Source organism: Isoptericola croceus, from assembly GCF_029382255.1.
Classification (GTDB): Bacteria; Actinomycetota; Actinomycetes; order Actinomycetales; family Cellulomonadaceae; genus Isoptericola; species Isoptericola croceus.
The window spans coordinates 412,059-433,343 of sequence record NZ_JARLLG010000001.1 but is presented as its reverse complement, the minus strand read 5'-3'; the positions used below and the strand labels follow the sequence as shown (position 1 = coordinate 433,343).

General features: G+C 72.6%; 20 protein-coding genes. 8 read left to right on the top strand and 12 right to left on the bottom strand.

The features are described from left to right. Nucleotides 1–15: 15 nt before the first annotated feature. Together PZC42_RS02000 and ssd are read right to left on the bottom strand one after the other, a co-directional pair. Nucleotides 16–1,209: a TadA family conjugal transfer-associated ATPase gene (locus PZC42_RS02000; protein WP_277207861.1), complete on the bottom strand. Its 1,194-nt coding sequence runs from the start codon at nucleotides 1,207–1,209 to the stop codon at nucleotides 16–18. Beyond that, nucleotides 1,206–1,991 carry a septum site-determining protein Ssd gene (gene ssd, locus PZC42_RS01995; RefSeq protein WP_277207859.1) on the bottom strand — a complete coding sequence of 262 codons (786 nt, stop codon included), beginning with the start codon at nucleotides 1,989–1,991 and terminating at the stop codon, nucleotides 1,206–1,208. Before ssd ends, PZC42_RS02000 begins: the two co-directional genes overlap by 4 nt. 143 nt (nucleotides 1,992–2,134) lie before the next feature. Here ssd and PZC42_RS01990 point away from each other — a divergent pair, with 143 nt between their 5' ends. Further along, nucleotides 2,135–2,968, top strand: coding sequence for an HAD family hydrolase (locus PZC42_RS01990; RefSeq protein ID WP_438802917.1), 834 nt, complete (start codon nucleotides 2,135–2,137; stop codon nucleotides 2,966–2,968). Between the two features lie 295 nt (nucleotides 2,969–3,263). Here PZC42_RS01990 and PZC42_RS01985 read toward each other — a convergent pair whose 3' ends face one another. Further along, nucleotides 3,264–3,623, bottom strand: coding sequence for an SdpI family protein (locus PZC42_RS01985; protein ID WP_277207855.1), 360 nt, complete (start codon nucleotides 3,621–3,623; stop codon nucleotides 3,264–3,266). A gap of 868 nt (nucleotides 3,624–4,491) precedes the next feature. Here PZC42_RS01985 and acs point away from each other — a divergent pair. Then, nucleotides 4,492–6,504: an acetate--CoA ligase gene (acs, locus tag PZC42_RS01980; RefSeq protein WP_277207853.1), complete on the top strand. Its 2,013-nt coding sequence runs from the start codon at nucleotides 4,492–4,494 to the stop codon at nucleotides 6,502–6,504. Between the two features lie 65 nt (nucleotides 6,505–6,569). On the opposite strand, the gene PZC42_RS01975 is transcribed toward acs, so the two are convergent. Next, nucleotides 6,570–7,193, bottom strand: coding sequence for an antibiotic biosynthesis monooxygenase (locus tag PZC42_RS01975; RefSeq protein ID WP_277207851.1), 624 nt, complete (start codon nucleotides 7,191–7,193; stop codon nucleotides 6,570–6,572). A gap of 152 nt (nucleotides 7,194–7,345) precedes the next feature. Here PZC42_RS01975 and PZC42_RS01970 point away from each other — a divergent pair, with 152 nt between their 5' ends. Further along, complete coding sequence (locus tag PZC42_RS01970; RefSeq protein ID WP_277207850.1) at nucleotides 7,346–8,014, top strand: response regulator transcription factor; 669 nt, start codon at nucleotides 7,346–7,348, stop codon at nucleotides 8,012–8,014. Then, nucleotides 8,011–9,294, top strand: a complete 1,284-nt coding sequence (locus tag PZC42_RS01965; RefSeq protein ID WP_277207848.1) for a sensor histidine kinase — start codon at nucleotides 8,011–8,013, stop codon at nucleotides 9,292–9,294. The genes PZC42_RS01970 and PZC42_RS01965 overlap by 4 nt, the downstream gene beginning before the upstream one ends. Here the strand turns inward: PZC42_RS01965 and PZC42_RS01960 are convergent. Then, complete coding sequence (locus tag PZC42_RS01960) at nucleotides 9,257–9,790, bottom strand: SgcJ/EcaC family oxidoreductase (protein ID WP_277207846.1); 534 nt, start codon at nucleotides 9,788–9,790, stop codon at nucleotides 9,257–9,259. The two genes, PZC42_RS01965 and PZC42_RS01960, sit on opposite strands and share 38 nt — an antisense overlap. Before the next feature lie 122 nt (nucleotides 9,791–9,912). Between PZC42_RS01960 and mshD the strand changes: the two genes are divergently transcribed. The 3 genes from mshD to PZC42_RS01945 all read left to right on the top strand — a co-directional run bounded on the left by mshD (nucleotide 9,913) and on the right by PZC42_RS01945 (nucleotide 14,313). Next, on the top strand, nucleotides 9,913–10,854 hold the full coding sequence (gene mshD / locus PZC42_RS01955) for a mycothiol synthase (RefSeq protein ID WP_277207844.1): 942 nt from the start codon (nucleotides 9,913–9,915) through the stop codon (nucleotides 10,852–10,854). 175 nt (nucleotides 10,855–11,029) lie between these two features. Further along, nucleotides 11,030–13,258 carry an RNA degradosome polyphosphate kinase gene (locus PZC42_RS01950; protein ID WP_277209256.1) on the top strand — a complete coding sequence of 743 codons (2,229 nt, stop codon included), beginning with the start codon at nucleotides 11,030–11,032 and terminating at the stop codon, nucleotides 13,256–13,258. A gap of 8 nt (nucleotides 13,259–13,266) precedes the next feature. Then, on the top strand, nucleotides 13,267–14,313 hold the full coding sequence (locus PZC42_RS01945) for an NUDIX hydrolase (protein WP_277207841.1): 1,047 nt from the start codon (nucleotides 13,267–13,269) through the stop codon (nucleotides 14,311–14,313). A 43-nt stretch (nucleotides 14,314–14,356) separates the two neighbouring features. Here PZC42_RS01945 and PZC42_RS01940 read toward each other — a convergent pair whose 3' ends face one another. The 4 genes from PZC42_RS01940 to PZC42_RS01925 form a co-directional block, all read right to left on the bottom strand. Next, on the bottom strand, nucleotides 14,357–15,364 hold the full coding sequence (locus PZC42_RS01940) for an inorganic phosphate transporter (protein WP_277209255.1): 1,008 nt from the start codon (nucleotides 15,362–15,364) through the stop codon (nucleotides 14,357–14,359). A gap of 2 nt (nucleotides 15,365–15,366) precedes the next feature. Continuing rightward, nucleotides 15,367–15,987, bottom strand: a complete 621-nt coding sequence (locus PZC42_RS01935; RefSeq protein ID WP_277207839.1) for a DUF47 domain-containing protein — start codon at nucleotides 15,985–15,987, stop codon at nucleotides 15,367–15,369. 219 nt (nucleotides 15,988–16,206) lie between these two features. Then, the gene (locus PZC42_RS01930; protein ID WP_277209254.1) at nucleotides 16,207–16,806 is read right to left on the bottom strand and encodes a hypothetical protein; all 600 of its coding nucleotides are present in this window, start codon (nucleotides 16,804–16,806) and stop codon (nucleotides 16,207–16,209) included. 95 nt (nucleotides 16,807–16,901) lie between these two features. Continuing rightward, entirely contained in the window at nucleotides 16,902–17,930 is a 1,029-nt protein-coding gene (locus PZC42_RS01925; RefSeq protein ID WP_277207837.1) for an aldo/keto reductase, read from the bottom strand. 105 nt (nucleotides 17,931–18,035) lie between these two features. Here PZC42_RS01925 and PZC42_RS01920 point away from each other — a divergent pair, with 105 nt between their 5' ends. Further along, on the top strand, nucleotides 18,036–18,569 hold the full coding sequence (locus PZC42_RS01920; protein ID WP_277207835.1) for a MarR family winged helix-turn-helix transcriptional regulator: 534 nt from the start codon (nucleotides 18,036–18,038) through the stop codon (nucleotides 18,567–18,569). Here PZC42_RS01920 and PZC42_RS01915 read toward each other — a convergent pair. The 3 genes from PZC42_RS01915 to PZC42_RS01905 all read right to left on the bottom strand — a co-directional run bounded on the left by PZC42_RS01915 (nucleotide 18,538) and on the right by PZC42_RS01905 (nucleotide 21,249). After that, nucleotides 18,538–19,260 (bottom strand): tyrosine-protein phosphatase, encoded by a 723-nt coding sequence (locus PZC42_RS01915; RefSeq protein ID WP_277207832.1) that lies wholly within the window; start codon nucleotides 19,258–19,260, stop codon nucleotides 18,538–18,540. The two genes, PZC42_RS01920 and PZC42_RS01915, sit on opposite strands and share 32 nt — an antisense overlap. An 85-nt stretch (nucleotides 19,261–19,345) precedes the next feature. After that, entirely contained in the window at nucleotides 19,346–19,750 is a 405-nt protein-coding gene (gene msrB, locus PZC42_RS01910; RefSeq protein ID WP_277207829.1) for a peptide-methionine (R)-S-oxide reductase MsrB, read from the bottom strand. A 62-nt stretch (nucleotides 19,751–19,812) separates the two neighbouring features. Continuing rightward, complete coding sequence (locus tag PZC42_RS01905) at nucleotides 19,813–21,249, bottom strand: DEAD/DEAH box helicase (RefSeq protein WP_277207827.1); 1,437 nt, start codon at nucleotides 21,247–21,249, stop codon at nucleotides 19,813–19,815. Nucleotides 21,250–21,285: the final 36 nt, after the last annotated feature.

Below are 21,285 nucleotides of genomic sequence, written 5' to 3'. Positions count from 1 at the left end.
AGGGCACGGCAGTCCTCAGCACGGCCCCCACCGCTCCAGCAGCGCGTCGAAGCCAGGCCCGGGGACCGGGTCGTCACCACCGGGGCCGGCCCAGGCCGCCACTGGCCGGACCTCGAGCTCGCCCGGACGGGCGAGACGCACCACCGCGACCTCGCCGAGGTGGCGCACCCCACCGCGCCGGCGCAGGTGCAGCACGACGTCGAGCGCTGCGGCAGCCTGTGCGGCGACGGCTGCCCGCGGCATCCCGGCGAGCGCTGCGAGCGCCTCGAGGCGTGCCGGGACGTGCTCGGCCGCGTTGGCGTGCACGGTGGCCATCCCGCCGTCGTGCCCGGTGTTCAGGGCCAGCAGGAGCTCGCGGACCTCGGCACCACGGCACTCGCCGAGCACGATCCGGTCGGGCCGCATCCGCAGCGCACCGCGGACGAGGTCGGTCAGCGTGACCTCGCCCACGCCCTCCACGTTGGGACGCCGGGCCGCGAGGGCCACCACGTGCGGGTGGAGCGGCGCCAGCTCGCGGGCCTCCTCCACGGTGAGCAGACGTTCGTCGGGTGGCACGAGCCCGAGCAGCGCGGCGAGCAGCGTGGTCTTGCCGGTGCCCGTGCCGCCGGTGACGAGTAGGTTGGCCCGGCCCCGGACGAGCCCGGCCAGCAGCGGTTCCCAGGCGAGCGGTACCGCACCGCGCGCGGTGAGGGCGGGCAGGTCGAGGACGGCCTGCCGCAGCACGCGCAGCGCGATCACGGCGCCCGCCGGCGCGACCGGCTCGACGGCGGCGTGCAGGCGGGTGCCGTCGGGCAGGCGTGCGTCCACCACGGGGCTCGCGTCGTCGAGCCGGGCGCCGGCGACGGCAGCCATGCGGACCGCGAGCGACCTGACCGCGGTGGCGTCGGCGAGACGCACGTCGCTGCGGCGCAGACCGTCTCCGCGGTCCACCCAGACGTCGTCGGGCCCGTTGACGAGCACGTCGGTGACGCCGGGCTCCTCGAGCAGAGGCTGCAGCGGCCCGGCGCCGGTCAGCTCGGCGCGGGCGGCTCGGGTGAGGTCCACCAGCGCGTCGGAGCCGAGGACACGGCCGCTGGCGCGCAGGGCGTCCGCCACGGCTGCGTCGTCCGGCTGCACCCGACCGCCCAGGGGGTCGGCCGTGCCGGGCGTGCCCGCGGCGCCCAGCCGTGCCCGCACGCCGTCGAGGAGGGCAGGGTCGACGCTACTCATGCGGCGACAGCCCGGTGCGCGGTGCCCGTGCCGAGCGGCTCCAGGAGCGCGGCGGCCGCCCGCCCCAGCGGGGTGCGGCGCCCGGTGCGCGGTCCCTCGCCGCGTTCGACGGCGGCGGCCAGGCGGGCGTCCCAGCCGACGGTGGCCACGACAGGTCGGCCGAGCGCCCGCTCGATCCCCCGGACGTCCACCCGCCCCGGTGCGGGGCGGACCACGAGGCGCACTTCGTCGGCTCCGGCCTCGGCCAGCGCGGCCTGGACGGCGAACGCCCCGGCCACGGCAGGTGCGGTGAGGGGCACCACGAGCACGACGGCGTCAGCAGCCGCGAGGAGCGACCGCCCGGCCGGCGTCCACCCGGCCGGGCCGGGCAGGTCGAGCACGACCCGGTGCCCGCCGCGCAGGAGGGCGGTGGTGACGTCGAGGACGACGGCGTCGGCGGGCCGCTCGGCCTCGTGCCGCGTGCCGGACACCAGCGGTACCGCGCCCCACCGGGGCAAGGCGGCCAGCAGCCCGGTGCCGTCCACGGTGCCGCGGGCGTCGGCGAGGTCGCCCCAGCGGGCGCCCGGCGCGGTCTCGGCCCCGAGCAGGACGTCGAGGCCCCCGCCCGGCACGTCGAGGTCGACGAGGGCGGTCGCACCGCTGGTACGACGCTGCGTGCGAGCGAGCGCCGCCGCGAGCACGCTGGTCCCGGCGCCGCCGCACGCGCCGACGACGGCGATCATGCGGGCCGGCCTCGGCCGGGCAGGTCGAGCGGTCGGGAGCGGGTCGGTGGCGTCGTCCATGGCGCCACCCTGCGCGTTCCGGGGAGACGCCGTCCGGCGCCGCGGGACGGCGGTGGACGGCCGCAGCCTGGGGGCGGCCTCGAGGCGCTCTCCGCGCTCACGGCAACCTGGTCACGGCCGGTCCGGATAGGCTCTGTCGGGTGATCTCCTCGTCGCCGGGAACGCCACCGCCGCCAGGTGGTCGGCCGCGGTCGCGGGCGGGGCAGCGGGTCGCCGCGTTCTTCGACCTCGACAAGACCATCATCGCGACGAGCTCGACGGCGGCGTTCTCGCGGTCGTTCTTCGCCGGGGGGCTCATCACCCGTGGCGACGTGCTGCGCAGCGCCTACGCGCACTTCCTGTACATGGCGAGCAGCGCGGACGCCGACCAGACCGAGCGCATGCGCCAGCACCTGTCCGAGCTGGCGACCGGCTGGGACGTGGCGAAGGTCGAGCAGATCGTCGCCGAGACGCTCCACGAGCACATCGACCCCTACGTCTACGCCGAGGCCGTCGACCTCATCGAGGAGCACCACGCGATGGGGCACGACGTCGTGGTGGTCTCGGCGTCGGGCACCGAGCTGGTCGAGCCGATCGCGGCGATGCTCGGTGCGGACCACGTGGTGGCGACGCGGATGGCCGTGGCCGACGGCCGGTTCACGGGCGAGATCGACTTCTACGCCTACGGGGAGAACAAGGCGACGGCGATCACCGAGCTGGCCGCGGCACGCGGGTACGACCTGCAGCGCTGCTACGCCTACTCCGACTCCGTCACGGACGCTCCCATGCTTGCCGCGGTCGGGCACGGGTTCGCCGTGAACCCGGACCGCGGTCTGCGCCGGCTCGCCGCACAGAACGGCTGGGGCACGCTCACGTTCACCCGCCCCGTGGCGCTGCGTCCCGCGATCCACCCGACGCCGGTGCTCGCCGTGGCGGGAACGCTCACGGCGGCAGGGCTCGCCTGGATGCTGTGGCGCCGGTGGAGGCGCAAGACCTGACGCGCCGCTCCTCTTGCGGGCGCCCGTGACGAGGCGTTCCATGGGGATACCCGGACGGGGCGCGGGACCCACGCACAGACAGTCCGCTGAGGACCCGTCGAGCGGGCTCGACCCGGTACGACGACGCGAGGACCACGCGCCTGCTACCCGCGGACCGTCCGGGGAGAGCGGCGCTCGGTGGCAGGTTCCCGGGCGCCGCCCTCGCGCGCCGGACCGCTCGGGAGCCGGTCCGAACCGCTCGGGCACGAGGGCCGACCGACGGCCCGTCGCGCTGCGCCCGACGCCCGTGCTACGGCTACGAGACCGCCCGCGCCGCCCTGTTCGCTCGGCGCGTCGTCACAACCAGGCAGTAGATCGACGCCACATATCCCGCCACGCCCACGAACCCGACCGAGCTGGCGTCCTCCACCAGGACGCCAGCCACGATCGTCAGCACAGCGGCGGACCCAGCGACCCATCCACCGGCCGTCAGCGAGGCGGAGGCAGCCCGGTGGCCGGCGACCCACGCCTCCGGCGATGCCTTCGTCGGGCGGGTCCGGATGCCGATCTCTGAGTTCACGCCCAGCTGCTCCCCCGAATGCGCGATGTAGACCATCAGGGCGGCCAGCAGGAGCAGTCCGACCGACAACCCCACAGCGATCGACAAAGGTTCCACCATTCCTCCTTCATCTGTAGAACGGCCCGAGACTACCACGGGCGACTTAGTACACTAAGAAGAACGCTGACAATGTCGGTGCACCACCGACGCACGTCGCGCCCGAAGCGCATCATCCCGGAGACGCTCGGCCAGAGGGTAAATCGATCCGACGCGCGCACTCAGCCGTCGCCACGAGGACCGACGCGATCAAGATCATGCCAGTCAAGAAAGGCCTATTATCGCAATAATCACACAACGCAGAAGACGGCGATTATCAGGCCGGCGCACTGGAATCTGCGTGAGGCGGAGACGATGAAGAACCCGAGCAAGACCGCGAAGGCATGGAGATACTTCAAATCCATCCTCAATCACCTTCACGGCTAGTTGCCCATGACAACCTCCAAATCAACCACAGTGTGATCAATCGCGCATACCGGCACACGACACCACCGGCAGCCTCGCTGCGCACCTCGTCGAGCGGGCTCGACCCGGCACGACAACGCGAGGACCGGCGCCTGATACCCGCGAACTGTCCGGCGAGCACGGCGCTCGGGCGCACGCTCCCCGGCGCCGCCCATGGCGTGTTTAGTGCGCGCGGCGAAAGGACCGCGGTCCGACCACGGTGCGACGAGGGCTCGGCTGCGCTCCCGAGGCGGGCCGGCAGCAGCGCCCCCGACCGCTCGATCGGGCCTTCCGACCGCTCGCCGAACAGGGTCGACCGCTCGCCCGCAGGCGCCGTTGGCAATCCCCTGGGCGATATTAGTCAGGTCTCCTTACCATACTGGTCCACGGGCGTGATCTGCACCGCGGCGCGGGTCTACACTCCCCAGAAGGCGGCCCCCGGGCACGCCCCACGGACACAACGCGACGACGCGGAGGAACCCCAGTGACCGACAGCCAGTCCACCAGCCCGAGCCTGGAGAACCTGCTCCACGAGACGCGGGCGTTCCCACCAAGCCCCGAGTTCGCGGCCCAGGCCAACGCCCAGGCGTCGATGTACGACGAGGCCGCCACCGACCGCGTGGAGTTCTGGGCCCGGCAGGCCCGCGAGCTCGTCACCTGGAAGACCCCCTTCACCCAGACGCTCGACTGGTCCGAGGCACCTGTCGCGAAGTGGTTCGCGGACGGCACCCTCAACGCCGCCTACAACGCCGTGGACCGCCACGTCGAGGCCGGGCTCGGCGACCGCGTCGCCATCCACTTCGAGGGCGAGCCGGGCGACACCCGCACCGTCACGTACGCCGACCTGCAGCGCGAGGTGTCTCGCGCCGCGAACGCGCTCGCGGCCCTCGGAGTGACGGCCGGTGACCGCGTGGTCATCTACCTGCCGATGCTCGTCGAGTCGGTCGTGGCGATGCTCGCGTGCGCCCGGCTCGGCGCCGCGCACTCCGTCGTCTTCGGCGGGTTCAGCGCCGACGCGCTGCGCAGCCGCATCTCCGACGCCGGCGCCAAGCTCGTCATCACGGCCGACGGCGGGTACCGCCGCGGTGCGCCCAGCGCGCTGAAGCCCGCCGTCGACGAGGCGATCGCCCCGAAGGACGGCGAGCCTGCCACCACCGTCGAGCACGTCGTCGTCGTGCGCCGCACCGAGCAGGACGTCGCCTGGACCGAGGGCCGCGACGTGTGGTGGCACGACGCCGTCGAGGCCGCCGACACGTTCCACGAGCCCGCCTGGGTCGACGCCGAGCACCCCCTGTTCATCCTGTACACCTCCGGCACCACCGGGAAGCCGAAGGGCATCCTGCACACCACCGGCGGCTACCTCACCCAGACCGCGTTCACCCACAAGAACGTGTTCGACCTCAAGGCCGAGTCGGACGTCTACTGGTGCACCGCCGACATCGGCTGGGTCACCGGGCACTCCTACATCGTCTACGGCCCGCTGCTCAACGGCGCCACCCAGGTGATCTACGAGGGCACCCCGGACACCCCGCACCGCGGGCGCTGGTGGGAGATCGTCCAGAAGTACGGCGTGTCGATCTTCTACACCGCACCGACGGCCATCCGCGCCTGCATGAAGTGGGGCGAGGAGATCCCGGCCGAGTTCGACCTCTCCTCCCTGCGCGTGCTCGGCTCGGTGGGCGAGCCGATCAACCCCGAGGCATGGATGTGGTACCGCCGCGTCATCGGCTCCGACCGGACCCCCATCGTCGACACCTGGTGGCAGACGGAGACCGGCGCCATCATGATCTCCCCGCTGCCCGGGGTCACCGCGGCCAAGCCCGGCTCGGCCCAGGTACCGCTGCCCGGCATCGCCGCCACCGTGGTCGACGACGAGGCGCGGCCCGTGCCGGACGGCGGTGGCGGCTACCTCGTCCTCGCCGAGCCGTGGCCGTCCATGCTGCGCGGCATCTGGGGCGACCTGCAGCGGTTCAAGGACACCTACTGGTCGCGGTTCCCCGGCATCTACTTCGCGGGCGACGGCGCCAAGAAGGACGACGACGGCGACATCTGGCTGCTCGGCCGCGTCGACGACGTGATGAACGTCTCGGGGCACCGGCTGTCCACGACGGAGATCGAGTCCGCCCTGGTGTCGAACGAGCTCGTGGCGGAGGCTGCCGTCGTCGGCGCCGCGGACGAGGTGTCCGGGCAGGCCGTGGTCGCGTTCGTCATCCTGCGCGGCGAGCACGCCGACCAGGCCTCGACGGACGAGGGGTCGGCCCGCATCGAGAAGACCCTGCGCGACCACGTCGCCAAGGAGATCGGCCCGATCGCCAAGCCGAAGCGCATCCTCGTGGTCGCCGAGCTGCCCAAGACCCGCTCCGGCAAGATCATGCGGCGGCTGCTGCGGGACGTCGCCGAGAACCGTGAGGTCGGCGACGCCACGACGCTGGCCGACTCGTCGGTCATGAACCTCATCCAGACCGGTCTCGCCAAGCCGACCGAGGACGAGAACTAGACCCACCGCCGCGAGGTAGCACCCGGCGGGTGCTACCTCGCGGCGGGGCAGGTGCCTGGTTGGCGTCAGACCATCTCCGGCACATGGAGGTGCGCGAACGCGATCTCCATCTCCTCCACGTCGTCGACCGTCGCACCGAGCTCGCTGACGACTCGTCCGCGCATGCCTGCGGCGGCATCACGGGTGGCCTCGAGGGCTTCACGGCTGTCGAAGGCGGCGGTACCGACGATTCGACCGGCCTCGCGGTCGACCATCAGGCTGGCGCTGCAGAACCCGGACCACTCCTGGATCTGCGGCAGGATGACCATCCGGTACAGGTCGATGGCGTGATCCACCGTGGCCGGGTCGCAGCTCAGCCACGTGAGGCGCGCGCAGGCGCCCTCCGGCGCGGCGTGATCGCGGTGGACCGCGGCGACCTCCCAGTGGCGGATGTCGCTGCCCCTGCTGCCCAGGACGCCCTCCGCCCGGTCGCGGAGCGGTCGCACGGCCTCGCCTGTCGCCCGCATCGCGTCCTCGGACTGCCATGCGGTCGTGGCGACGCAACGACCGGACTCCCGGTCGACCAGCAGCGACATCCCGATACAACCGTCCATCTCGGTGACCGCCGGGAAGACGTCCTCGCGGACGGCCCGCAGGCCGTCGTCGATCCGGGTGGGGTCTCCCCGGACTTCGGTGGTGCGTACAAACATGACGGACTCCCTGTGCTCCGGGCAGCGTCCGGACGGCGCTGCCGTCTCTTCTCACAATTCGCCGTCGGGCGAGCCAGGTCAAGGGGTACGGCGGTTCGGCCGCGAACGTGCGCGAGTCAACCATGTGTCCGGAGCGCTCTATGGTTCTCGGTGTGCGAGTGCTGCTGGTGGACGACGACGAACCGGTCGCGACGTCGTTGAGGCGCGGGCTGGTCCGATACGGGTATCAGGTCGAGTGGGTGGCGACCGGAGCCGAGGCCCTGCAGGCCCCACCGGTCGACGTCGTGCTGCTGGATCTCGGGTTGCCGGACACCGACGGGCTGGACGTGTGCCGGTCGCTGCGGGCACGAGGCGACGTGCCGATCATCGTCATCAGTGCGCGCGGTGACGAGGTGGACCGGGTGGCGGGTCTGGAGCTCGGTGCCGACGACTACGTCCCCAAGCCGTTCGGCGTGCGCGAGGTGATCGCGCGGATCCGCGCGGTGATGCGGAGGGTGAACCGCGGCCAGGGGCCGGACGACGCCGGACGCTACGGCCGCGTCAGGATCGACCGGAGGGCCGCGCGGGTGTTTCTCGACGAGGTCGAGGTGCCGCTGACCCGCAAGGAGTACGAGCTGCTCGTGTTCCTGACCGAGGAGCCGGGTGCGCTCCTGACGCGAGAACGGATCATGGAGGCGGTCTGGGACGCGAACTGGTTCGGTCCCACGAAGACCCTCGACGTCCACGTGTCCGCGCTGCGGCGAAAGCTCGCGGGGGCACTGATCATCGAGGCGGTGCGGGGCGTCGGGTTCCGACTGGTCGTCGCGGCGGCCGCGCCATGATCCGGCGGCTGACCGTCAGCTACGTCGTCCTGGTCGCGGCAGCGCTCCTGGCGTTCAAGGTGCCCCTCTCGGTCCCCGTCGGCGCCCACCTGCGGGACGACACCGAGGCGGCCGTCCACCGGGACGCCGCGACGATGGCTCTCCTGCTGGCGCACGGGGAGGAGGCCTCACTCGACTCCCTGGCCACGACGATGCAGGTCTATGAGCTCGAGACGCCGGGAAGCGTGGAGATCCTCGATGCGTGGAGCGGGAGCATCACCACGGCGGACTGGAGCGCCGACGCGCTGGTCGTGACCGTCCCTGCGCCGCCGAACGGTGCGGTGCAGATCACCTACCCGACCAGCGCGCTCGACGACCGGGTCTGGGAGACGTGGATGCTGCGGGCCCTGCTCGGCGTCGGGATCCTCGCGGTGGCGGCCGGCCTCGGTGCGTGGGCGGTACGCCGGCTGACCAGGCCGTTGGGCGATCTGTCCGCGATGGCCAGCAGGCTCAGCGAAGGCGACCTCACCGCCCGGACCCCCGTCACGGGACCGTCGGAGACGCAGACCCTGGCGCGTGCGTTGAACTCCGGTGCCGAGCGCCTGGAGAGCTTGATCGCGGCCCAGCAGGTGTTCGTCGCCGACGCCTCTCACCAGCTGCGGACACCGCTGACGGCGCTCCGGCTGTCCTTGGACAACATCGCTGACGGCGTCGACGACGTGGACGTCCGCCAGGACGTCGAGCAGGCGAACCGCGAGGTGGTCCGGATGAGCCGCCTGGTCGACGGGCTTCTCGTGCTCGCCCGTTCCGAGGCCCGGACCGGCTCGGCGGTGCCGGCATCCCTGACGCAGGAGCTCGAGCAGCGGCTCGCCCTCTGGCGCCTCGAGGGTGATGAACGCGGTGTCCGCTTCCGGCTGACCGGAGCCTGGCAGGCCCAGCCGGTGGTCCTGACGAGCCCCGGGCAGGTCGGACAGGTCCTCGACAACGTGCTCGCGAACGCGCTGGCCGTCTCCCCGCGCGGGTCGACGATCAGGCTCGACGTGCAGGCCGCCGGCGACGGCGTCGTGCTCGAGGTGCGCGACGAGGGTCCGGGGATGACGGCCGCCGAGAAGGCCCGGGCGTTCGACCGGTTCTGGCGCGGTCCCGGCCACACCGGCCCGGCGGGTTCCGGCCTCGGTCTGGCGATCGTCCACCAGCTCGTCGCCGACGCCGGTGGGAGCGTCGTGCTCGACGACGCTCCCACCGGCGGCCTGTCCGTGCGGATCAGCTGGCGTCCGGCAGCAACGACGAGTGGTGGTTGACGATCAGCCACTGACCGTGCTGCTTCTCGTACACGAACGTATAGCGCGCGTCCGCGAAGGTCGTCGTGCCGTCCTCGTCCGTGAAGGTGAAGCGGTACACGCCGGTGTCGATCGCCGAGCGCCCGTCGAGCACCGTGACGTACGACTGGAGCCGCTCCCCGCTCGGGTTCTTCGCAAGGAAGTGCTCGAAGTAGTCGACGATCCCGGCGCGGGTCGTGCGGACCTCCGGCGAGAGCGTGGGCAGCAGCACGGCGTCCGAGGCGTACAGGTCGGCGACCTCCTCCGGGTCACCGGACTCGACCGCCGCGTTCCACTGGCCGAAGAGCGCGTCGATCGTCGCCCTGGTGGGCTGCGCACCGTGCTTCGCCACCTGCGCGTGCTGCGCGACCTCGACGTGCTGGGGCGCGGACGCCGCGGCCGCGCCCACCGCGACCGGTGCGCCGAACGCGAGGGCGGACAGCGCCGCGCCTGCCACGATGACCGATGTCTTCTTCATGGATGTCTCCCTGGTCTGATGGATCCGGAACCACCACTCTGGCGAGCGGCGGGTTAGCAGACCTTCAGCACCGATCAAGCCGGCGGCACAAACCTCGGAAACCTTCACGCACACTAGGAACCATGCGCATCGTTCCCCCGATCGAGATCGGCCCGCTCGACCCTGCTGGCCAGGACGCCGTCCGCGCGCTCGCCGCCGCCGCCGAGCAGGCCGACGGCGTGGCCCCGCTCTCGGAGCAGCCGCTGCTGCGTCTCGACGACGATCACTCGGACGTCACGCACGTGCGCGTGCAGACCAAGACCGGCGCCACGACGGGTTACCTCCAGGTGGACCGGGGTGGTGACGTGGCGAGCGCGGAGCTCGTGGTCCACCCCGACCACCGCCGTACGGGCATCGGCAGCATCCTGCTGCGCACCGCCGAGCGCGACGCCCGCCTGCCCGACCGCTCCGGCGCCCCCGACCAACGAGGCAGGCCGCTGCGCGTGTGGGCGCACGGGGACCTGCCCGCCGCCCGAACGTTCGCCGCGGCGCGCGGCTACACGAGCGTGCGGGAGCTGCTGCTCCTCGCGCTCCCCCTCGACGACGCGCCCGCCGCGCCGGCACCGCCCCAGGGATACCGCCTGCGGACGTTCCGGCCGGGGGCCGACGACGAGGCGTGGGTCGCGCTGAACGCCCGGGCCTTCGCGGACCACCCCGAGCAGGGCCGCCTCACCGTGCACGACCTGCACGCGCGGACGGCCGAGCCGTGGTTCGACGCCGCGGGGTTCTGGCTGCTCGAGGGCCCGGACGGCCGTCTGGCCGGCTCGATCTGGACCAAGGTGCCCACCGACCAGCCGCTCGGCGCACGCGACGGCGAGATCTACGCCGTCGGGGTCGACCCGGCCGTGCAGGGTCACGGCCTCGGCGCCCTGCTCACGGCTGCCGGGCTGCACCACCTGGCGGCCGTGGGCTGCTCGCGAGCCGTCCTGTACGTCGACGGGGACAACGCCGCCGCACTGGCGACCTACGACCGCGCCGGGTTCGGGCGCGCGGCGATCGACGTCCAGTACGCCCGGACCTCCTGAGGCGAACGGATCCCGCGCGCGTCACCCACCGTTCATCAATCGGTGCCAACATGGGCTCATGACTGCGTCCAGCCCGCGCACCGCCCGGCGGCGCGACACCCGCGGACGGTTCCTCGCCGCGGCCACCGCCAGCACGTCCGAGACCCGCACGACCGCAAAGGCAGGACCACGCCGCATGGACTCCCAGCTCGCCGCACACATCGCCGAGCACATCGCCGAGGACGGCGAGGACCAGGTGGAGATCATCCCGCCGGAGCTCGCGGAGCTGCCCGACGACCGGTTCGCCGACCGCGAGCTGAGCTGGCTGGCCTTCAACGAGCGCGTGCTGGAGCTTGCCGAGGACGCGTCGCTCCCCCTGCTGGAACGGGTCCGGTTCCTGGCGATCTTCGCCTCCAACCTCGACGAGTTCTTCATGGTCCGCGTGGCGGGTCTCAAGCGCCGCATCGCCACCGGCATCGCCGTCACCGCGGCGTCCGGCCTGAACCCCCGCGAGGTGCTCGAGGGCATCGGTGAGAACGCGCACCGGCTGATGGAGCGGCACGCCGACGTGTTCCGCGGTGACGTGCAGCCCGCGCTCGCCGACGAGGGCATCACGATCGTGCACTGGGACGAGCTGCTCGACAAGGAGCAGCAGCGCCTGCACAAGTTCTTCCGCAAGCAGATCTTCCCCGTGCTGACCCCGCTCGCCGTCGACCCGGCGCACCCGTTCCCGTACATCTCGGGGCTCTCGCTGAACCTCGCCGTGGTCGTGGTGAACCCGCTGACCGGCAAGGAGCACTTCGCCCGGGTCAAGGTGCCGCCCCTGCTGCCCCGGTTCATCGCCGTCGACGACCGCGGCCGCCCCAGCGCCCCGACACCGACCCAGGGAGGCGGCACGCAGAAGTCGTTCGTGCCGCTCGAGGAGGTCATCGCCCATCACCTGGACCACCTCTTCCCGGGGATGGAGGTGCGCGAGCACCACACGTTCCGCGTCACGCGCAACGAGGACGTGGAGGTGGAGGAGGACGACGCCGAGAACCTCCTGCAGGCGATGGAGAAGGAGCTGCTGCGGCGCCGGTTCGGTCCTCCGGTCCGCCTCGAGCTGGCCGAGGGCATCTCGCCCCGCATCCGCGAGCTGCTGGTCCGCGAGCTCGGCGTGGTCGAGGAGGAGGTCTACGAGCTGCACGCACCGCTGGACCTCACGGGGCTCACCGTCATCGCGGACATCGACCGGGCCGAGCTCCACTACCCGCCGTTCATCCCCACCACGCATCGTCAGCTGGCCGAGGTGGAGTCCGCGATGCCGGGTGACGTGTTCGCCGCCATCCGGGAGCGCGACGTCCTGCTGCACCACCCGTACGACTCGTTCTCGACGTCGGTGCAGACCTTCCTCGAGCAGGCCGCCGCCGATCCCAAGGTCCTGGCGATCAAGCAGACGCTCTACCGCACCTCGGGCGACTCCCCCATCGTGGACGCGCTCATCGACGCCGCCGAGGCCGGCAAGCAGGTGCTCGCCCTGGTGGAGATCAAGGCCCGGTTCGACGAGCAGGCGAACATCTCGTGGGCCCGCAAGCTGGAGCAGGCGGGCGTGCACGTCGTGTACGGCATCGTCGGGCTGAAGACCCACTGCAAGCTGTCCCTGGTGGTCCGGCAGGAGTCCGACGGCCTGCGCCGCTACTGCCACGTCGGCACGGGCAACTACCACCCGAAGACGGCGCGGCTCTACACCGACCACGGCCTGCTCACCTGCGACCCGGACGTCGGGCAGGACCTGACCCGACTGTTCAACCAGCTTTCCGGCTACGCGCCGCGCTCGCGGTTCCATCGGCTGCTCGTCGCGCCCCGCACCGTCCGGTCGGGGCTGATCGAGCGCATCGACCGCGAGGCCGCGGCGGCCCGGGCGGGCCACGAGGCGTGGGTGAAGATCAAGGTGAACTCGGCCGTCGACGAGGCCACGATCGACGCCCTGTACCGGGCGTCGCAGGCCGGGGCGAAGGTCGACCTCATCGTCCGCGGGATCTGTGCGCTGCGCCCCGGGGTGCCGGGCCTGAGCGAGAACATCCGGGTGCGGTCCATCCTGGGCAGGTTCCTGGAGCACTCACGGATCTTCGCCTTCGCGAACTCGGCCGGGCCTGCCATCGGCGAGGGGCCCGAGACGGGCCCCGAGGTGTTCATCGGCTCGGCCGACCTCATGCACCGCAACCTGGACCGCCGGGTCGAGGCGATGGTGCGCATCGCCGACGAGGGGCAGGTCCTGGAGCTCCTGGAGCTGATGAACGAGTCGATGTCCGACGAGACCGCCTCCTGGCACCTGCGGCACGACGGCTCGTGGGTGCGGGCGACCGGTCCCCAGGGCGAGCCGTTGGCAGACCTGCAGTCGCAGCTCGTCCGCCGCCACCGCCGTCGTCCCAGCATGTCACGCTGACGCCACCGATGACCTCCGCCTCGCAGTCGCCACGCCCGCTGCGCACCGCGACACCGTTCGTCGACCCTCTCGGCGCCACCTCCGTGCAGCACGCACCGGTGATCGAGACGGCGGGTGCGCTGGTCTGGCGCGTCCGGCACAAGAAGGTCCAGGTCCAGCTCGTCCACCGGCCCCGCTACGACGACTGGTCATGGCCCAAGGGCAAGCACGAGATCGGCGAGTCGCTCGCCACGACGGCGGTCCGGGAGGTCACCGAGGAGACCGGCAAGGCCGTGGTGCTCGGGCTGCCCCTCCCCGGCCTGCAGTACCTCACGCCGGAGGGCCGGGTGAAGCGGGTGCACTACTGGGCCGCTCGCCGTGCGGCCTCGGACGGCGACGCACGCCCGCTCGCGGCCCGCGCCCCGGTCGCCCCGGTGGACAAGCGGGAGATCGACCGGTACGAGTGGGTGGACGCCGACGTCGCCGGAGAGCGCCTCACGCGAGCGACCGACCGTGGCCCCCTGGACACCCTGGTCGAGGCCGCGCGGGACGGCCACCTCGCCACGCACGCCGTGGTCATCGTGCGCCACGGCAGGGCGCTGCCACGCGGCGTCTGGTACGGCCAGGAGCGCGAGCGGCCGCTGACGCCGATCGGCCACGCCCAGGCTTCGGCGCTCGTCCCGGTCCTCGCCGCCTACGGCGTCGACTGGGTCGTGTCCAGCCGGTGGGAGCGGTGCGCGACGACGATCGACCCGTACGTGCGGGCCTCCGGCGTCCGGCCGGAGTACAGCGACAACCTCGGCGAGGCGCAGCACGAGCGGTCGCCGGCACGCGTCGCGGCGGCCGTGCGTGACCTGCTCGAGGCGGGTCGGTCGTCGGTGCTGTGCACGCACCGCCCCGTCCTGCCGACCGTCCTGGACGTGCTCGGGCAGCACTCGCGCCGCGCGGTGGCCAACGCGCTGCCGCGCCGGGACCCCTACCTGGAGCCGGGCGAGGCTCTCGTCGCACACGTCGCCAACACGGCCAGGGGGCCACGGGTGGTCGCCGCGGAGCGGGTCGCGCCGCCCGTCTTCTGACCGGCACCTCGCCGGACGGCCGGCATCAGACGGACGGCCGGCGTCAGCCCCCGAAGGCACCCAGCAGGAGCAGGGTGGTCCCGGCGGCGAGGAGCCCCGCAGCAGGCGCGGTCAGGAGCCAGAAGACGGCGATCCTGCGCGCCACGCCCCAGCGGACCGCGGAGAGCCGGCGGGTGGACCCCACGCCCACGATCGCGGCGGTGATGGTGTGCGTGGTGGACACGGGCACGTGCAGCACGATCGAGCTGACGTACAGCACCATCGCCGAGACCGACTCGGCGACGAAGCCGCGGGCCGGGTCGATCTCGATGATGCGTCGTCCGAGGGTCCGCATGATGCGCCACCCGCCCGCGTACGTGCCTGCGGCCAGCGCGGTCGCCGCCGCGAGCTTGACCCAGAGCGGGATCCCGGCGACCGGGCTCACCGCGCCGATCGTGAGCAGCGCCAGCCAGACGACACCCATCGTCTTCTGGGCCGACTGCAGCCCGTGACCGAGGGCCACGGCGGCGGCAGAGGCCGTCTGCGCGATCCGGAACCGACGGTTCACGCGCGACGGCGCCGCGTTCCGGAAGATCCACAGCAGGGCGACCATGAGCGCGAACGCCCCGACGAACCCGACGACGGGCGAGACGAGCATGGGCAGCACGACCCGGTCGAGGATCTCGTCGGCGTGCACCGCCATGCCACCGGCGATCCCGGCCCCGAGGAGACCTCCGACGAGGGCGTGGGTCGACGACGTCGGCATGCCGAACCACCATGCGACGAGGTTCCACGCGATGGCGCCCAGGAGAGCGCTCAGCACGACGACGAGCGAGTCCACGGGCGTCACCCCGTCGAGGTCCACGATGGACGTCGCGATCGTCTCGGCGACGGCGGTCCCGAGGAGGGCACCGATGAAGTTCATCGCGGCCGCCATCGCGACGGCGATGCGGGGCGTGAGCGCCCGTGTCGAGATGGAGGTCGCCACCGAGTTCGCCGCGTCGAGGAACCCGTTCGTGTAGGCGAAGCCGAGTGCGACGGCGACGACCACGGCGACGAGCGCGAGCTCCACGCTCACGACTCCTTGAGGACGATCGTCTCGACGATGTTCGCCACCCGCTCGAAGGCGTCGGTGGCCTCCTCGAGGATGTCGACGACCTCCTTGAGCTTGATCAGCAGGATCGGGTCGGCCACCCGGTCGAACAGGTGGGCGAGCAGGGTGCGGTGCAGCTTGTCACCCTGGTTCTCGAGCCGGTTGATCTCCACCCAGTACTCGGGGAGCTGGTCGAGCTTGCGCAGGCGCGGCATCGCGTCGGCGGTCAGCTCGGCACAGCGCAGCAGCACCTGGATCTGCTCGGAGACGGCCATCGGCAGCTCGTCGATCTTGTACAGCACGATCAACTGACCGGCCTCGTCCATGGCGTCCATGCAGTCGTCGAGCGCGGACGCGAGGCTGTAGATCTCGTCGCGGCCGAACGGCGTGACGAACGTCTTGTTGAGCCGCCGCATGATGGAGTGCGTCGCCTCGTCCGCCTCGTGCTCCGCCTCGGTGAGCCGTCCGACGATCTGCTCGCGCTCCGGACGTGACGCGCCGAGCAGCTCGGCGAGCAACGTGGCACCGGTGACGGTGTGGCCGGCCAGCACGGCAAGCAGGTCGAAGAAGGTGGTGTCGCGCGGGGTGAGGCGCAGTCGCACGTGAGGCTCCCGGTCAGGAAGGACGCTCGGTCAGTCACAGAGTAGATCCCGCCGTGCACGGGGTCTCGACCCGTTCACGGTGTGGCACGACCCTGTCAGGGCAGAGGTGCGACGCCGGACCGGGAGCGCCTCTCGGCGCGTGGCCGCTCGTAGCGGCTGAAGATGGAGCCCGGGGCTACCGCGGCCCGACGCCGCGCATCCATCGTACGGGCCGGTCCGCTAGTCGAGCGAACTCCCACGCCACAGGGCTGCCGCGTGCTCGAGCTCGCCGGCGGTGCCGACCAGGTCGGCGGCACCCCGGGTCATGCGCGCGGCACCCTCCGGGTCGGCGACCTCACGGGCATCGGCGTCGTACGCCGCGCCGGTCGCGAGGATGCGGCAGAACGCCGCGGCCCGTTCCAGCGCGACGGCGAGGTCCCCGGCGAACACCCCGGAGAGCACCGTGTCCGCGAGCTCCCGCAGGTCCGACGGCGTGGGCGGGCCCGGCACCCCGGCCACGACCTCGTGCACGGGGGCGGCGTCCACACCCAGCCGGTAGCGCAGCCCGACGGTGCGCGGGTCGCGCCGGACCCATTCGCGCAGCGCGTAGAGGCGCCACAGGGCACCGGGCAGGGTGGCCGGCGCGGCGTCGGACCAGAGCTCGGCGACGACGTCGAGCCCTTCGTCCTCGACAAGACGGACCAGCCGTGCGACCACCTCGGGGTCCTCGCCGGCGCGGGCACCGTGGACGACGGCGCGTGCCGTGGTGTGGGCGATCTCGTCACGCCGCGCGGGATCGAGCGCACCAGGCAGCTCGTCGGCCTCGCGCGGGTCGAGCATGGCCGGGCGACGGAACCGTGGTCGGTCGTTCACCCGCCCAGTCTTGCAGGTCGGCTCCTCGGCCGGTCACGCGACCTCGTGGCGCAGCAGGCAGGTCAGGCTCCGTCGAGCCAGGCCCCCGGCTCGGGCAGCAGTCCCTCGACCTCCGCCCAGAACTCCTCGGGCAGCGGCGTCGCGTAGGCCGCCAGGGTCTGCGCGACCCGCTCCGGCCGGGAGATCCCGACGATCGTGGACGACACCCGCGGGTCGCGCGCCGAGAACTGCAGCGCCGCCGTCGGCAGCGTCGTGCCGAACCGGGTGCACAGCTCCCGCAGGCCGTCGACGGCGGCGAGCGTCTCGGGCGGCGCCGGGCGATAGCCGTACCGGACGGCGCTCGGCCGCTCCGCCAACGGCGTCTGCTGCGCGAGGATGCCACCGCCGTAGACCGCGGCGTTCAGCACGCCCATCCCCCGTGCCGCCGCAGCCGCCACCAGCGACCCCGCCGAGCGGTCCACCAGCGTCCACCGGTTGTGAACCAGCAGCACGTCGAAGACCCCGAGGTCCAGGTACCGGCGCATCTCGGGCACCGGCCCCCCGGCCAGGCCGATCGCACCGACCTCGCCGGCCTCGCGCAGCGCCACCAGCGCGTCCACCGCGCCGCCCGGCGCCGTCAGCTCCGCGAAGTCGAAGTTCTCCGGGTCGTGCAGGTGCACCAGCGGCAGGTGGTCCAGGCCGAGGCGCTCGCGGGACTCGTCCACCGAGCGACGCACCCGGTCCGCCGAGTAGTCGCCGTCGCGCGGGTCCACCTTGGTCGCCACCACGAAGTCCTCCGGCAGCGCGCCGTGGCGCTCGCGGTAGGCGGCCAGGCCCAGCCCGATCCGGCGCTCGCTCTCGCCGTCGGAGTAGCCGTTGGCCGTGTCGAGGAACCGCACCGGGGACTCCAGCACCGCCAGCACGGTCCGCACGGCCTGCTCGGCGGCGACGTCGTAGCCGAACACCCCGGGCATGGAGCCGAGCGGGCTCCCGCCGGAGCAGACCGCACTCACGGTGAGGTCGGTCCCGGTCAACGGACGCATCCAGCCGGGTGCCCCCGCGGCCGGCACGGGAGCAGGGTCAGGGACACGGTGAAGCGCTTTCACGGTCATGCCACGAGCCTACGGGGCTCATTTCACCCGCTCAGAACGCCGTCTCGCCCAAATCGTGACCTTGGGACGGCCCCGAAGGCCTCCGGACAAGTCCATGATGGGGCCATGCACGTCGCCGACGCCTCCCGCACCACCCCTCCGGACCCGCAGACCGATCCGTTCGGGGCCCTCGAGCGCGAGGTCCGTGTCCTCATCCGCCGGGCCCAGTCCACCTCGGCGCAGACGGCACGCCTCATCCATCCGGAGCTCGACGCGTCGGCCTACCCCCTGCTCGCGCACATCGCGATGAACCCCGGTACCCGCGGCTCCGACCTCGCCGCGCACTTCGGCGTCGGCCGTGCCACCGTGTCGCGACAGCTGAGCCGTCTCTCCGAGCTCGGCCTGGTGCACCGCGAGACCGATCCCGAGGACACGCGCGGACAGCAGATCACCCTCACGAAGGACGGCGCGACCCGGTTCCAGGAGGCACGCCACGCTCGCGTCTCGATGCTCGAGCACGCGCTGTCGCAGTGGGAGAAGGACGAGGTCGCCTCCCTCGCCGTCCTGCTGAACCGCTACTCGGCCGACGTCGTGGCGTGGCTGGGGAGCCAGCAGGCCGCAGCGCTCCTCAACGCAGCAGACGCTCGCGCAGCGCGCTGACGGTCGCGGGTTCGCCACCCTGCGCGGCGAACCACCCCGCCGCGCCGCCGTCGTAGGCGGCCAGGACGTCGAGGACCGCCTCGATGGCGTGCGGCGGCGCCGTGAGCAGCTCCGGAGGCAGGGCAGCGAGCACGTGGGCCTCTGCTTCCCGAGTCCGGTGGGCGGGCCGTGCCCGCGCGATGATCCCCGGCATGTTCGGGTCGGTCCGCACGTAGTCGGTGATGATCCGCGGCCGCTCCACGCCGACCAGCGTCAGCACGATCGCGACCAGCACACCGGTGCGGTCCTTGCCCGCCGTGCAGTGCACCAGCACCGGCCCGTCCTCCCGGGCGACCGCCCGCACGCCGTCGGCCAGGTACGCCGCGCCGGGCCCGCGGAGCAGCTCGACGTAGAACCGTCCCAGGTCGAACGGGGCGACGTCGCCGGCACGCTCCGTCCGGGTGGCGCCGGTGAGCACCGGCAGCCCGACGACGCGGGCGACGTCTCGCAGCGGGTGCACGCGCCCACCCTCGCCGGGGTCGCGCAGGTCGAGCACCGTACGGGGCGGCCACACGACGTCGTGCGGGGCGACGTCACCGGCGTGCGGCGCGTCGGAACGCAGCAGGACGCCGGTCCGCAGCCGCGGGGAGGCAGTGCCGACGTCGCGCAGGTTGACGAGGCGGTCGGGCACGGCGGAGGTCTCGACGCTCATGGGCCGACCGTAGCGGCCGCGGGTGACGTCAGCGCGCCGCAGGAGCCCGGACGGCGTACCAGGTGCAGGTCGGGGCGCCGTACGCTCAGTCGGTGGCGGGCTCGAACGTCAGGCTGACCGAGTTCATGCAGAAGCGGTCGCCGGTCGGTGTCTGCGGGGCGTCGTCGAACACGTGGCCCAGGTGGGAGCCGCACCGCGCGCACCGCACCTCGGTGCGCACCATGCCGAGCGACCGGTCCTCGATCAGCTCGACGCGGTCCCCTGCCAGGGGCGTGTAGAACGACGGCCACCCGCAGTGCGAGTCGAACTTCGCCTCGCTGCGGAACAGCTCGTGCTGGCAGGCCCGGCACCGGTAGACGCCCTCGCGCTGCTCACCGAGGAGCTCACCGGTCCAGGCGCGCTCGGTGCCGGCCTGCCGCAGCACGGTGAACTCCTGCGGCGACAGCTCGACACGCCACTCGTCCTCGCTCTTGGTGACCTCGTACGTCATGTCGACGTCAACAGGCGCCGGACGGGTGGTGTTCCCGTCCGGCGCCTGCCGTCCACGGATCCTCAACGGCGCCCGCGGGCACCGCTCGGTACGGCACCCTGGGCCGCGCGGCCACCGCTGGCGCCCTGGCCGCCACGACCACGACGACGGCGGTTGCGACCGCCTCCCGCACCCTGCGGTGCGGAGCCGGAGCCACCCGTCCGTCCCTGGCCGCCACCCGCGCGGGGTCCGCCGCCCGAGCGCTGGCCCTGCGGCTTCTTGCGCGCCGGCTGCTGCTGCTCGACCGGCGGGGCCGGCTTCACGTAGGCCGCGACCTCGCCGACCAGGGCGGTGATCACGGGGTCTCCCGGGGCGACCTGCTGCGGGCGCGCCGCGATGCGCGCCTTGCGGGTCAGGTCGCGCACGTCGCCGCGCTCCTCCGGGAGCATGACCGTCACGACGTCCCCGACCGAGCCAGCGCGGGCCGTGCGCCCGGAACGGTGCAGGTACGCCTTGTGCTCGGCCGGCGGGTCGACGTGGACCACGAGCTCGACCTCGTCCACGTGGATGCCACGCGCCGCGATGTCCGTGGCCACCATGACCTTGACGTCGCCGGAGGAGAACGCCGCGAGGTTGCGCTCACGAGCACCCTGGCCGAGGTTGCCGTGCAGGTCCACCGCGGGCACGCCCGCGGCCGTGAGCTGCTTGGCGAGCTTCTTCGCCTGGTGCTTGGTGCGCATGAACAGCACACGGCGGCCGGTGCCCTGGGCGAGCTCGTGCACCACCTGCTTCTTCGCGTCCTTGTCGGCCACCGCGAGGATGTGGTGGGTCATCTGCGGCGGCGGGGCCGCGGCGTCGTCCACCGAGTGGGTGACCGGGTTCTTCAGGTATCGCTTGACCAGCACGTCCACGCCGTTGTCGAGCGTGGCCGAGAACAGCAGGCGCTGACCCACGCTGGGCGTGCGGTCCATGATCCGCTTCACGCCCGGCAGGAAGCCGAGGTCGGCCATGTGGTCGGCCTCGTCGAGCACCGTGATCGAGACGTCGTCGAGCGTGAGGAGCCTCTGGTTGAGCAGGTCCTCGAGGCGGCCCGGGCAGGCGATGACGATGTCCACGCCCTGGTTGAGGGCGGTCACCTGACGCGACTGCGCCACGCCGCCGAAGATCGTCGTCGTGCGCAGACCGAGCGCCTGGGCGATCGGCTTCATGACGGCGTCGATCTGGTTGGCGAGCTCGCGGGTGGGACACAGCACGAGCGCCCGGGGCGCGGCGGAGCGCAGGGCCCGGCGCCCGGCGGACTTGGCCTCCGCCGTCTGACGGGCCAGGCGCGTCACGACGGGCAGCGAGAACGCCAGCGTCTTGCCGGACCCGGTGCGGCCGCGACCGAGCACGTCGGTCCCGGCCAGCGTGTCGTTCAACGACGCCGCCTGGATGGGGAAGGGGGTGGTGATGCCGGCGTCCGTCAGGTGCTTCACGACGGGGGTCGGCAGGCCGAAATCGGCAAAGGTCAACGCAGTCACAGATAGCCTCTCTGGGGACGTCGCACGACGTCCGGG

Coding starts and splice junctions, on each gene's coding strand:
- PZC42_RS01975 (WP_277207851.1), bottom strand. CDS start 7,193: ATGTTTGTACGCACCACCGAAGTCCGGGGAGACCCCACCCGGATCGAC.
- msrB (WP_277207829.1), bottom strand. CDS start 19,750: ATGACGTACGAGGTCACCAAGAGCGAGGACGAGTGGCGTGTCGAGCTG.
- PZC42_RS01925 (WP_277207837.1), bottom strand. CDS start 17,930: ATGACCGTGAAAGCGCTTCACCGTGTCCCTGACCCTGCTCCCGTGCCG.
- ssd (WP_277207859.1), bottom strand. CDS start 1,991: ATGGACGACGCCACCGACCCGCTCCCGACCGCTCGACCTGCCCGGCCG.
- PZC42_RS01950 (WP_277209256.1), top strand. CDS start 11,030: ATGGACTCCCAGCTCGCCGCACACATCGCCGAGCACATCGCCGAGGAC.
- PZC42_RS01965 (WP_277207848.1), top strand. CDS start 8,011: ATGATCCGGCGGCTGACCGTCAGCTACGTCGTCCTGGTCGCGGCAGCG.
- PZC42_RS02000 (WP_277207861.1), bottom strand. CDS start 1,209: ATGAGTAGCGTCGACCCTGCCCTCCTCGACGGCGTGCGGGCACGGCTG.
- PZC42_RS01915 (WP_277207832.1), bottom strand. CDS start 19,260: ATGAGCGTCGAGACCTCCGCCGTGCCCGACCGCCTCGTCAACCTGCGC.
- PZC42_RS01945 (WP_277207841.1), top strand. CDS start 13,267: ATGACCTCCGCCTCGCAGTCGCCACGCCCGCTGCGCACCGCGACACCG.
- mshD (WP_277207844.1), top strand. CDS start 9,913: ATGCGCATCGTTCCCCCGATCGAGATCGGCCCGCTCGACCCTGCTGGC.
- PZC42_RS01960 (WP_277207846.1), bottom strand. CDS start 9,790: ATGAAGAAGACATCGGTCATCGTGGCAGGCGCGGCGCTGTCCGCCCTC.
- PZC42_RS01930 (WP_277209254.1), bottom strand. CDS start 16,806: ATGCTCGACCCGCGCGAGGCCGACGAGCTGCCTGGTGCGCTCGATCCC.
- PZC42_RS01920 (WP_277207835.1), top strand. CDS start 18,036: ATGCACGTCGCCGACGCCTCCCGCACCACCCCTCCGGACCCGCAGACC.